Here is a 10,739-nt window from a genome sequence, read left to right as displayed (position 1 = left end):
GCGACGAACTCGCCCGAAAGGTGCAAGAGGCCGTCCAGGGCAAACTCGCGCCCTATGTCGGCGACATCACCACCACCGCCAAGCTGCTGGAGTTTCTCGAACGCGACGAGGAGCCGATGCGCTGGTTTCGCATCGGCGGATACGCCCGTGCGGCCTATATCGCATACCTCGCCGCCAAGCTCGGTCGTGATCCTTCCGAGACGAGGCGCGTGCTGGTGAAGTACGGCGCAAGAATCGTCGGCATGATCGACCAGACCCGGCTGACGCTCGACACGTTCATCGACGAGCTGCTCGGCGACGCCGAAGCCGCGGTGCAGGCGAACTCCAAACAGCCCGGACAATGAGCCGCGGCCACAAGCGGGCATCGGAGGGGCATATATGCATTGTAGATTCGTGATATTCTCGGGCGCGAGGAACAATGAGCGGTCCTGAGGACAAGGAGCATCGACCCGCGGTGACAGAATTGTCTGACGGCGCGGCGAACCGCGCTTCCAGCTCTTCGGCGTCGACCGCTGGCCGCCATTTCATGGTTCACATCGTTCGTGCGCCCGGGGTCGTTTCGGACGCCGACAAAGCGCAAGCGAAAGCCCTCCTGGAAAGCGAGTTCGGCGACTACGAGCGGTTCCGCAAATCGCTACCGAAAGAGGCGCCGCCGACCAAGCCGAGCAAGACCATTCCGGTTTGGACCGCCGACAGCAAGCAATCGATTGATCTCGTTCACTTCTTGACGGAAACCCTCCAACACCTCGGCTATGTTCCCGCTGGCCGCAACGCCGATGAAGATCACAACGAAATTGGATTTCGCGCCGCATGGAGTTCGCCTGCCGTGGAGCATTTCGTGAGCTTCAACGCGTGGGGAAGACCGAATCAGTACCTGAGCGCAAGCATCAGCCTGGGTCACACGCCTGCCGACTTGTTTGCTGATCAAGCGAGGTTGAACTTCCTGCCGGCCGCCTACCGTGACATCTATGCGCGCCAGCCGATCTGGCAGAAACACATGTCGTTCGAATTGGGCCGGATCGCGTCGTGGGGCCTCCGCTTTAGCCTTGATATCACTGAATTCTCAGCATCGAGCCTCGCTCGTCAGATTGAGGACTCCATACGCACTTTCGCCGTGGAGAAATTATCGTCAGTCAAGGACGTCGGCTCCATGTTCGAGCTTGGCGTTCGCGACGAGGAACCCTTTCGCTGGCCCAAATGGGGCGACACCCCCCGCGTCGCGATGGTCGCCTACCTGGGGCGCAAGCTCGGTCGCGACGCTGACGAGTTGCGCTCGACCCTCATTCCGTATGTGGCGAAATTCAAGTCGCCGCCCGACACCAGCGAGCCTTCCGCGGAGGAATTTGTCGACCGCGTTCTCAGGGATGCGGACGTGGCGCTTGCGACCGGGTGAACGACCGCCATGAAGCCCGCCCTCACAATATCCGGACACGGATCCGGCCTCAGGGCTAGTCTGACGAGCAAGGCGGCGAGAACGGAATTGACCCGACTCCCGAACGCGAACCAGCCGGATGTATTTGTCTCGCAGCTCTCATCACGCCTCACCCACGCCCTTGATCAAGCGCTTGCGGCAGGAGATCGATGCATGAAGGCTCCGTCACAATCTGGCGATGGTGGCCGCAGTCCGCAGGCCGACCGAGCCGCGGAGGCGTCGCCCGATCAGACGCGCCATCAAATCGTCGGGCCCTTGATGGTCGTTCCGGGGACCGTCTCGGACGCCGAGCGGGCGCGGGCGAGACGGATATTCGAAGCCACATTCGGGGCCGCGGGGCCCGCCGAGCCCAAGGAAGCGGCGCCTGAGGATTCGAATATCGATGTCGGCGAGGGGAAAGAAAAGCGGGTCAAACTCGACCCGCTCCTGGCCGACGCCTTGGCGAAGGTCGGCTATCGCCGCGTGGCCAAGTTGGCGTACCGGGCGGAGCGGAGCACCGACGACGTCGAACACGTTCTGTCGTTCGACACGTATGGAACGCCGAACGTCTACCTGCGCGGCGATGCGGGGCTACGTAACCGGGAGACCGAGCAATTCGTCAGCTCGCGTCGGGAACAATACCAGCCCGCACTCGTCACGCGGACGCTGCGCTCGACTGGTTATCGCTTTCCGCCCTGGTTTTGCGCCATGCATTTTTCGCTCGGCGCCATCGCCGAGTGGGGGATTCAAAGTTCGGTCGATACGACGCTGTTTTCGCCCGACGAACTCGCCCGAAAGGTGCAAGAGGCCGTCCAGGGCAAACTCGCGCCCTATGTCGGCGACATCACCACCACCGCCAAGCTGCTGGAGTTTCTCGAACGCGACGAGGAGCCGATGCGCTGGTTTCGCATCGGCGGCTACGCCCGTGCGGCCTATATCGCATACCTCGCCGCCAAGCTCGGTCGCGATCCGTCCGAGACGAGGCGCGTGCTGGTGAAGTACGGCGCAAGAATCGTCGACATGATCGACCAGACCCGGCTGACGCTCGACACGTTCATCGAGGAGCTGCTCGGCGACGCCGAAGCCGCGGTGCAGGCGAACTCCAAACAGCCCGGACAGTGAGCCGCGGCGCGCCTGCAGGCATCGGAGGGGCGAATATCGATTGTCGATTCGCGATGTTGCCGGGAGCGAGGAGCAATGAGCGATTCCCCTGACAAGGAGCATCCGCCCGCGGCGACAGAATTGTCTGACGGCGCGGCGAAGCAATGAAGCGTCCTTCGAAACCGGCGGATGAGGAGAACTGCCAGAGCGCGCTGCTTCGGGAGGAAAGTGTAGAAACTTGGACTGGCTCTGTCGGACAGTGTCCGACGCGCTCATCGCTCTTGCTGTTCATGATCGGCGAGACGACGAGGCGGACGTCAAGGACGCACGCTTCGCGCGCGCCGGCTTTGCCGGTGCATCCTTGACCCCCGCCGCGCGCTCGCCAACCGCGCTGCCAAGAGCGAATGGCCGGATATCGACAAGCCCTGACGGTGACCGAACGATCGAAACCCAACTTTCTCACGTGACCTGCCCCCCTTCGGTCCCTCGCTCATTGTGAGCGAACTGACGGCGTTCTTCGGCGCGCGCCCGGGCTGTCACACCGGAAAGTCACTGCCGAGCCGGCCGCAAGAGCGGTCGCGCCGCTGAACGGGAGGGCGCCTGTCGGGCGCCCGGGCGGCGGGACGCCGCCCTTCCCGGAGCGCGCGCTGTCCGGCTCCTCGCGAACAACCGCCTCGGGATTCGCAACCGGACGCCATAATCGCCCTGACGCCCTTGAACGCCCGCAGTGAACCCGCCTCGTGAGCAGGCGCTGACCCTCCGGGCCGACGCCGAGTGGGCGCGCCGGGAGGCGAGCGCCCCGATCGCGCGTCGCCGCCGTCATCCCTGACGAAAGAATTGCCTTTGCCGGCCGCGCTCGCAGGACGGCTTCGGCCCCACCCGACTGCGCGCCCTGATCGACCGTCGGCGACCGCGGGCGCCGGCGCGCGCCCGCCCCTCTCACCCCGAGGAAAACCCAGATGAGTCTCCTGCAAACGACCGAAGAAACCCTGCGCCTCACCAAGGCGGCGCTGGCGGACAACACGCTCGCCAAGACCGTCACCCTCGCCACCGGCCTCACCGCCTACGACCTCCAGGCGCCGGCCAAGAACCTCTACCCGATCGTCACCCCGCTCAGGAACGCGCTGCCGCGCGTCGGCCGCATCAACCCGGGCGACGCCGCGCGCTGGCGCACCATCACCTCGATCCTGGGCTCGGGCTACGACGCGATGGGCTGGGTTCCGGAAGGGCAGCGCACCGCGAGCATGTCCTATTCAGCGCAGTCGCAGGTCGCCCCCTACCTGACGCTCGGCGAGGAAGACACGGTGACCTTCGAAGCCGAGGCCGCCGCGGAAGGGTTCGAGGACCTCAACGCCACCGCGACGTTGCGCCTGTTGCAGAAGACGATGCGCAAGGAGGAGACGGCGCTGCTCGGCGGCAACGCCTCGCTCGCGCTCGGAACGCCGTCGGCCCCGGCGCTCAGCGTATCGGGCACGAGCGCGACCCTGCCCGCCGCCACCTGGTCGGTGATCGTCGTCGCGCTGAGCTTCGAGGGCTGGAAGAACTCGACCCTCGCCGGCGGCGTCGCCACCCAGAAGGCGATCACCGGCAACGACGGCAATACCTATACCCTGAACGGCGGCTCCTCGATGCGCAGCGCCAACGCCACCCAGGCGGTGACGCTCGGCCAGGCGCTGAACGCCACGGTCGCGGTCGTTCCCGGCGCCGTCGCCTACGCCTGGTACGTCGGCGCCGCCGGCGCCGAGACGCTGCAGGCGATCAGCACCATCAACAGCGCCACCTTCGCCGCGCCGCTGGCGTCGGGACAGCAGGCCGCGACCGTGATCGCGGCCGACAACTCGCGCAACGCGACGCTCGCCTTCGACGGCCTGCTGACGGTCGGCTTCAATCCCGTGAACGGCGCCTATGTCCAGTCGCTTCCGGCCGGAACCGCGGGGACCGGCTCGTTCCTCACCGCCTCGGGCCGCGGCTCGGTGGTCGAGATCGACGCGATGCTGGTGGCGATGTGGAACGCCTACCGGCTGTCGCCGACGGTGCTCTACGTCAACGCGCAGGAGCAGCGCAACATCACCAACAAGTGTCTGACCAGCGCCTCCGGGCCGCTGATCCGCTACAACGTCAGCGCCGACGGCGGCGACGGCGGACCCTACGGCGTGTCGGCCTCGGGCGTGGTGCGCTGGTACTACAACCCGTTCAGCGTCGACGGCGGCTTCGACATTCCGGTCAAGGTCCATCCCGACCTGCCGCCGGGCACGATTCTCGCGGTCTGCGAGCGCCTGCCGGTCTGGTACCAGTCGAACCAGACGCCGAACGTGGCCGAGGTGCTGACCCGGCGCGACTACTACCGGGTCGACTGGCCGCTGCGCACCCGGCGGCGCGAGTTCGGCGTCTACGCCGAGGAGACGCTCGCCGTCTACGCGCCGTTCGGCGTCGGCATCCTCACCAACATCGGCAACGGCTGAGCCGATCGCCGGCGCCGGGCGTCTCGTCCGGCGCGCTTCCCTCACCCTGCCGCCTTCAGCGTCCGCTGATCCCTTCCCCCTGAGGGGGAAGGCGGCGCGAAGCGCCGGATGAGGGCCACCGCCTGCACAACGAGGCCCCCCATGTCGCCCACCGACCTGACCACACTCGCCGCCGCAAAAGCCTGGCTCGGGCTGCCGGCGACGGCGGGGCCGAACGACGCGACGCTGGCGGCGCTCGTCACCGCCGCGAGCCGCGCCATCCACGCCGCGCTCGGCCGCCCGGGACTCCTGCCGCAGGGCTATACCGAGGCGATCGATCTCGAGACGCGCCGCGTCTATCTCAGGCAATGGCCGGTGCTGCAGGTCAGCTCGGCGCTGTGGCGCGGCGTCGTCATCCCGCCCGACGCCAATCCCGACCCGGAGGGGTCGATGGGCTACGTGCTGCAGCCCGGCGACGGCGCGCCGCCCGGACGGCCGCAGGCGCTCGACCTGTTCGGGTCGTTCCGCCCCGGGCGGCAGAGCCTCGTCGTCAGCTATCGCGCCGGCTACGCCGTGCAGGGCGAAACGCAGACGATTCCGGCCGCAGCGCCGGTCACGCTCGCGGCGCTCGCGCCCTACGGGCCGTGGGCGAGCGATCTCGGCGTCAGCTATGCCGCGACCGGCGCCCCCTTGAGCCCCGTCGCGGCGGCGCCCGGCGCCGGGCAATACACGGTCAGTGGCGGCGTCTACGGCTTCTCCGCCGTCGACGCCGGCCAGGCGGTGACGATCGGCTACGGCTACGTGCCGCAGGACCTCGCCCAGGCGGCGACCGAGCTCGCGGCGGAGCGGTTTCGCGCCGCCGAGCGCATCGGCTTGAGATCGAAGGCGCTCGGCGGACAGGAGACCATCGCCTACGACACCAGCGCCGTGTCCGCCGCCGTGCTCGCGATGCTGCAGCCCTACAAGCGGGTCGCGGTCTGATGTTCGCCCTCGAACTCGACGGCCTCGACGAGGCCGCGGCGCGGCTCGACGGCTGCCCCGCGGCGCTGCGCGCGGCGCTCGCGGCGAAAGCCGTCGAACTCGCCGCGGCGCTCGCCGACCGCGTCCGGACGGACAAGCTCTCGGGCGGCGTGCTGAACGTGCGCTCCGGGGCGCTGCGCGACTCGATCGCGGCCGAGGTCTCGACCGACGGCGACGGCGTCGCGGCGAGCGTCGCCTCGACCGGCGACGTCAAATATGCGGCGATCCAGGAATACGGCGGCAAGACCGCCGCCCACGAGATCCTGCCGGCGAAGGCGCAGGCGCTCGCCTTCGTCGTCGGCGGCGCGCTGCGGTTCGCACGCAAGGTCGAGCATCCGGGCTCGGTCATTCCGGAACGGTCCTACTTGCGCGCGACGCTCGACGAGATGAGCGGCGACATCGTCGCCGCGCTCGCCGACGCCGCCGCCGAACTCTTGGAGCGCGCATGAGCCGCGAAGCCGCCTTCTCCGCTCTCTTCGCCGCCGTCTCGGCCGCCTACCCCTGGGGGCTCGCCTCGCGGCGGATGAAACTCTGGAGCGAAGTCCCCGCGTCCCTGCGGCCCGCGCTGTTCCAGCTCGAGAGCGGGCCCGAGAGCTATCAATGGCCTTCGCCCGCGACGCCGAAGCGCACATTCGAAGCCAAGTTCTTCCTCTACTTCGACGCGCGCGATCCCGGGACGCCGGGCGCGACCGCCCTCAACGCCGCCCTCGACGCCCTCGACGCGGCGCTCGCGCCCGCCGGCGTCGACGCCGCCCTCGGCCGCCAGACGCTCGGCGGCGCGGTGCACGACTGCAAGATCGTCGCCGTCCCGGTGCGCGATCCCGGCGACCTCGACGGCGACGGGCTGGCGGTGGTGAGCGTGCGGCTGGTCGCGCCGTGACGGAGGGATGGGCGATGCGGCTGGATGACGTGAACAAGGCCTGGCGGGCGGCGGCGGCTCGGCCGATCGCGCGCGAACTGACGTTCGACGGAGATTCGCTCGTCTTCGGCGCCCGGACGCGGCTGGCGAAGGTCGGGGCGCGGTCGACGAGGCGCGGCTCGGCGCGCTGATCGCTGCCGCGCACGGGCGCCCCGCCCCGGCGTCCGCGCTGAGGCATGTTCGGCGCGCGGTCGAAACGTGGCGCGCCGGCGAGACGCAGCTGGCGCTGACCCATCTCGCGCTGAGCGGCCTGGCCAAGCTCGCGCGGCCGCAGGAGGACGCCCGGCGACTGTTCGTCGCCGACGCGCTGATCGAGGCGGGCGTGGCGCCGATGGTCGTCGTCGAGGCGCTCGGCCTCGAGCCGACTCCGGATGCGCTGAGAAGCTACAACCCGACCAGCCGCGTATTCTCCCCGGGAATCCCGACGGCGGCCATGGGCGCGCGAGGATTCTGGAGAGGCGACCGGCGCGACGACGAAAAAGCCAATCGGCGTTCAGGTTGCGGACGCGTCAGACACACGCGGGCATGAGGTCAGAACGGACGCGACGTCCCGGGAGCTGCCGATCGTCGATGCGGCCTATCAGGGCAGATTCCACGACATTGTGAGGGATCAGTTCGCCGAAGTGCTCGCGAAGGCCGGGAATTCTGTTCTTAAAGAAGTCCCGCTAACGTTACAAGGACCGGTCGCGGTCACTGCCACCGTCGAGCTGATGGTTCGAACTCCTACGGGGAGCGTCTATGCTATTGAAGTCAAGACCGGGACGGACCCGAAATTTACGCCCGCGCAACAAATCGTCTATCCTCACATCGAACTCGGCGAGCTTGTCGCGTCGAATGACGCGAGAATCTCAGCGCTGGCGTTCACTCGCAATGTCGCCTTGCCGGCAATTCCTGTCGTCGTACTCTATACGCAGGGGCCCGGAGAACCGATGACAACCTACCCGTTGTGGCAGTATATGCGAAAGTGACAGGCGTCCTGCCAGAGGCAAATGGGAGGGGTCGAGCATAATGACCGGGCTTTCCAAGAACGACGGTTCGATGTTTGTGCGCAAGGCGCTGGGCCAGCAACTGATCTCGCGCGACACGGCGCTCGCGATCTGTCGCATGGTCGTGACGGACATTCGCGGCGCTGCCGAAGCGAAGGCTCAGGAGCCTTTTGTCGTCGACGATGCCGGCGACGCTTGGCGGATCCAGGGATCCGTCGTGCTGAAGCCAGACGCTGTCCCCGGCGATCCCAGTCCGGCTAAGATGTTGATCACAAAATTCGACGGGACGATTTTGTCTTACTTTGACTAAGTACGCCAACGGTCAACATTTCGTGCGAGGATCTAGCAGACTCAGGTCTTGCGATCTGCCGGTCCGTACTGATAATCGAAAACATTCACTATCATGGACTTTGTCTATAAGTAATTATGCGTCGAATGGAAGAGTTGTCGGCCGGATAATCCCTATCCTCTTCTAAATTACTGAACAGGTGAGTGCTGCAATGATCGACTTGGGCGTCTTACTGACCGCAATGGCCCGATCTATACAGCAACCCCGCCCATTGGACTGGTCGTGGCTCGCGCCGACTCTAGGGATCGACATCGGTGAGGCAAGTGTCGTGGGCGCCGGCAAACTCGCCTGTGCGATGACCGGCGCCCGTCTCCCTGCCCAAAATATTGTGGTTGGCGGAGCGCTCTTCGAGCAGCCGATTCGGGAGATCGCCTTGATGTTTCCGGACGACGCCGTCCGGGATGCAAACGTGAAGGCGCTTCGATTCGGAACTGATCAACGGATTTCGCCTTCGCGCGCAAGCGACGGATATGCGATCGTTTGCAAGATCGGCGGCATCGAAAGCTTTGTGCTCGTGTCGGGAGTGGACTCGGTCGTCCAGGGCCTTCTGGTGCGCTCGCCCCCCGCGTTATGAGCGGACGACGGACTCGTGAGCCAAGCGCGCCACTTGATTTCCTCTCATTCCAGCGGCACGGTGTAAATTGTGCTTGGGACAGGAGGCCGACAAGCAGCGTGAGGTCCTCGATGGAAAAGCCGGAACGCGATGTTTCGATGATCGTATTCACAGCCGCCGGGACGCAGCTCGTGTCCTCGACTACCGCGCTCGCTCTCGTCAAGATGGTGATCGAAGATTACTACGGCTCCGACGAGCTCGTCGCCCAGTCGCCGTTGAAAGTCGAAGACGGCGGCAGCGTCTGGAAAGTCACCGGCAGCCGGGCTTCCCAGCAATACGCGCGTGGGCCGATCGAAGTCTCTGTTTCGAAGCTCGACGCTGCGATTGTCTCTCTGACGTTTTGAATCGCGCCCCGTGGCGACTGCAGCCATGGAGGAGAAAATGGCCATAGACGCGTACAAGCGCGACGGGTCGATGGTCGTGCGACAGGGGCTGGGGCAGCAGTTGATCTCACGCGATACGGCGCTGGCGATCTGTCGCATGGTCGTCGCGGATATTCGCGGGCCGGCCGAGTGCACGGCGCAGGAGCCGCTCGTCGTCGAGGACGGGTCCGACGTCTGGAAAATTCGAGGATCCGTCGTGATGAAGCCCGACGCCGTTCCCGGCGACCCGAGCCCGATCGAAATGGCGATCGCCAAGTTCGACGGCGCCATCGTGTCTTACTTCGATTGAGGATGGGGCGGAAGCGTACTCGGGAGCTGAGGCATGGAGAGACGATTCGTTACTATTTTGGCCATGCTCCTTTTCATGCGCAAGTGACGCTGCGATGCCCGCCAAGTCAAGAGAATAGTTTTAATTCGGTGAGCTGATGAGCTCAGTCAAACGCGACGGCTCGATGCACATTCGAGCAGCAATCGGACAGCATTTGGTGTCGCGCGCAACGGCGCTCGCCCTATGCCGAATGGTGATCACCGATGTTCTGGGCGAAGAACGCGCTCGCGCACAGGAACCGCTGACGGTGGAAGACGGATCGGAAGTCTGGGTCGTTCGGGGCGCTATCGAGATGCGGCCGAACGCCGTCCCTGGCGATCCGGCCCCGATCCAGATGTCGATTGCGAAGCTCGACGGCGCGATCGTTTCCTTCTTCGGCTGAGCGCGCGTCGGCCGCGTATGATCCCGTGTCTTCGATCACGAGGGTGAGCGCAGTGACGTCCAATCTTTTCGCGGTGATGAAGCTCCTCGAGTCGCGCGGGGCCTATTTCGACGTCAGGCGGCTGTCCCCGAGTGACGTGACGCTGCTTGTCACGCTGGTCGGGCGTAGGGTCGAAATCCGCGTCGACGAGGACGACACGATCGACGTCTGCGTGTTCGAGGGCGACGAGGCCGTCGAACTGGGGATGGAGGCCGTGCTCAGGGCGCTCGACGAGGACACGCCGTGGCCGATGCGCCGCCCTCCCCGCGACGAGTCGGTGGTCGCCACCATGCTGGCCAACGATGCGCTCGTTTCCGCACAGACGGCGCTCGTCCTTTTCCGGGCGGTGGTCGCCGAGCGTCGCGGCGCCGACGTCCTGGCGGCGCAGGAACCGATCCGGGTCGAGGACGGCCGCAATCTCTGGAGCGTTGTCGGCGCCGGGGGCATCGCCATGTCGATCACCAAGCTCGACGGCGCGATCGTCTCGTTGACAGGATAACCGCGTACAACTTCGTCTGAAGGACAGCGGCTTGGTGCATGACCCGGGCCACATCAACGGCAACGGACTGGCGGTGGTTAGCGTGCGGCTGGTCGCGCCGTGAGATCATTTGATAGCTTTCAAAATGCGCCTTGAGGGGGCATAGCAGAAGGAGATGAGATCCGTTCATCCCCGTCGGTCCGCTATCCAGAAATGCTCAAGGGGTCTCTGTTAAAGAGGCTGCAAGATGCCAATTGTCTCTAGCATCCCATTCAGCAAGTACTTTCCC

Annotated in this window: 15 protein-coding genes; all 15 read left to right on the top strand. The window is 66.0% G+C overall.

What is annotated here, in order from left to right:
• Window positions 1–344, top strand: a 344-nt coding sequence (locus DFR50_RS31975) for a hypothetical protein (protein ID WP_170153103.1), incomplete at its 5' end; no start/stop codon positions are given.
• Window positions 345–418: 74 nt separating this feature from the next.
• Window positions 419–1,393, top strand: coding sequence for a hypothetical protein (locus DFR50_RS08120; protein ID WP_113888693.1), 975 nt, complete (start codon window positions 419–421; stop codon window positions 1,391–1,393).
• 9 nt (window positions 1,394–1,402) lie between these two features.
• Window positions 1,403–2,533 carry a hypothetical protein gene (locus DFR50_RS08115; RefSeq protein ID WP_147262685.1) on the top strand — a complete coding sequence of 377 codons (1,131 nt, stop codon included), beginning with the start codon at window positions 1,403–1,405 and terminating at the stop codon, window positions 2,531–2,533.
• A 938-nt stretch (window positions 2,534–3,471) separates the two neighbouring features.
• Window positions 3,472–4,974 carry a hypothetical protein gene (locus tag DFR50_RS08110; RefSeq protein WP_113888691.1) on the top strand — a complete coding sequence of 501 codons (1,503 nt, stop codon included), beginning with the start codon at window positions 3,472–3,474 and terminating at the stop codon, window positions 4,972–4,974.
• A 141-nt stretch (window positions 4,975–5,115) separates the two neighbouring features.
• Window positions 5,116–5,934, top strand: coding sequence for a hypothetical protein (locus tag DFR50_RS08105; protein ID WP_113888690.1), 819 nt, complete (start codon window positions 5,116–5,118; stop codon window positions 5,932–5,934).
• The gene (locus DFR50_RS08100; protein ID WP_113888689.1) at window positions 5,934–6,422 is read left to right on the top strand and encodes a phage virion morphogenesis protein; all 489 of its coding nucleotides are present in this window, start codon (window positions 5,934–5,936) and stop codon (window positions 6,420–6,422) included. Before DFR50_RS08105 ends, DFR50_RS08100 begins: the two co-directional genes overlap by 1 nt.
• Window positions 6,419–6,853, top strand: coding sequence for a hypothetical protein (locus DFR50_RS31970; RefSeq protein WP_170153102.1), 435 nt, complete (start codon window positions 6,419–6,421; stop codon window positions 6,851–6,853). The genes DFR50_RS08100 and DFR50_RS31970 overlap by 4 nt, the downstream gene beginning before the upstream one ends.
• Window positions 6,854–6,867: 14 nt before the next feature.
• The gene (locus DFR50_RS31965; RefSeq protein ID WP_170153101.1) at window positions 6,868–7,023 is read left to right on the top strand and encodes a hypothetical protein; all 156 of its coding nucleotides are present in this window, start codon (window positions 6,868–6,870) and stop codon (window positions 7,021–7,023) included.
• A 471-nt stretch (window positions 7,024–7,494) separates the two neighbouring features.
• Window positions 7,495–7,860, top strand: a complete 366-nt coding sequence (locus tag DFR50_RS31260; protein WP_147262684.1) for a hypothetical protein — start codon at window positions 7,495–7,497, stop codon at window positions 7,858–7,860.
• A 40-nt stretch (window positions 7,861–7,900) separates the two neighbouring features.
• Window positions 7,901–8,188: a hypothetical protein gene (locus DFR50_RS08090; RefSeq protein ID WP_113888688.1), complete on the top strand. Its 288-nt coding sequence runs from the start codon at window positions 7,901–7,903 to the stop codon at window positions 8,186–8,188.
• Window positions 8,189–8,378: 190 nt separating this feature from the next.
• Window positions 8,379–8,801: a hypothetical protein gene (locus DFR50_RS31255; RefSeq protein WP_147262683.1), complete on the top strand. Its 423-nt coding sequence runs from the start codon at window positions 8,379–8,381 to the stop codon at window positions 8,799–8,801.
• 110 nt (window positions 8,802–8,911) lie between these two features.
• A complete protein-coding gene (locus DFR50_RS08080) occupies window positions 8,912–9,184 on the top strand; it encodes a hypothetical protein (RefSeq protein ID WP_113888686.1) in 273 nt (90 codons plus the stop codon).
• Between the two features lie 37 nt (window positions 9,185–9,221).
• Window positions 9,222–9,512, top strand: a complete 291-nt coding sequence (locus DFR50_RS08075) for a hypothetical protein (protein ID WP_113888685.1) — start codon at window positions 9,222–9,224, stop codon at window positions 9,510–9,512.
• Between the two features lie 136 nt (window positions 9,513–9,648).
• Window positions 9,649–9,933, top strand: a complete 285-nt coding sequence (locus tag DFR50_RS08070; RefSeq protein WP_147262682.1) for a hypothetical protein — start codon at window positions 9,649–9,651, stop codon at window positions 9,931–9,933.
• A 52-nt stretch (window positions 9,934–9,985) separates the two neighbouring features.
• Window positions 9,986–10,471 carry a hypothetical protein gene (locus DFR50_RS32480; RefSeq protein WP_210208833.1) on the top strand — a complete coding sequence of 162 codons (486 nt, stop codon included), beginning with the start codon at window positions 9,986–9,988 and terminating at the stop codon, window positions 10,469–10,471.
• The last annotated feature ends 268 nt before the right edge of the window (window positions 10,472–10,739 follow it).

Origin of the sequence: Roseiarcus fermentans (genome assembly GCF_003315135.1) — a bacterium.
Classification (GTDB): Bacteria; Pseudomonadota; Alphaproteobacteria; order Rhizobiales; family Beijerinckiaceae; genus Roseiarcus; species Roseiarcus fermentans.
The sequence above is the reverse complement of the archived record's forward strand: the minus strand, read 5'-3'. Positions and strand labels throughout refer to the sequence as shown.

Coding starts and splice junctions, on each gene's coding strand:
- DFR50_RS31970 (WP_170153102.1), top strand. CDS start 6,419: ATGAGCCGCGAAGCCGCCTTCTCCGCTCTCTTCGCCGCCGTCTCGGCC.
- DFR50_RS08070 (WP_147262682.1), top strand. CDS start 9,649: ATGAGCTCAGTCAAACGCGACGGCTCGATGCACATTCGAGCAGCAATC.
- DFR50_RS31965 (WP_170153101.1), top strand. CDS start 6,868: ATGCGGCTGGATGACGTGAACAAGGCCTGGCGGGCGGCGGCGGCTCGG.
- DFR50_RS08110 (WP_113888691.1), top strand. CDS start 3,472: ATGAGTCTCCTGCAAACGACCGAAGAAACCCTGCGCCTCACCAAGGCG.
- DFR50_RS08120 (WP_113888693.1), top strand. CDS start 419: ATGAGCGGTCCTGAGGACAAGGAGCATCGACCCGCGGTGACAGAATTG.
- DFR50_RS08115 (WP_147262685.1), top strand. CDS start 1,403: ATGAAGCCCGCCCTCACAATATCCGGACACGGATCCGGCCTCAGGGCT.
- DFR50_RS08100 (WP_113888689.1), top strand. CDS start 5,934: ATGTTCGCCCTCGAACTCGACGGCCTCGACGAGGCCGCGGCGCGGCTC.
- DFR50_RS08090 (WP_113888688.1), top strand. CDS start 7,901: ATGACCGGGCTTTCCAAGAACGACGGTTCGATGTTTGTGCGCAAGGCG.
- DFR50_RS08105 (WP_113888690.1), top strand. CDS start 5,116: ATGTCGCCCACCGACCTGACCACACTCGCCGCCGCAAAAGCCTGGCTC.
- DFR50_RS31255 (WP_147262683.1), top strand. CDS start 8,379: ATGATCGACTTGGGCGTCTTACTGACCGCAATGGCCCGATCTATACAG.
- DFR50_RS08080 (WP_113888686.1), top strand. CDS start 8,912: ATGGAAAAGCCGGAACGCGATGTTTCGATGATCGTATTCACAGCCGCC.
- DFR50_RS08075 (WP_113888685.1), top strand. CDS start 9,222: ATGGCCATAGACGCGTACAAGCGCGACGGGTCGATGGTCGTGCGACAG.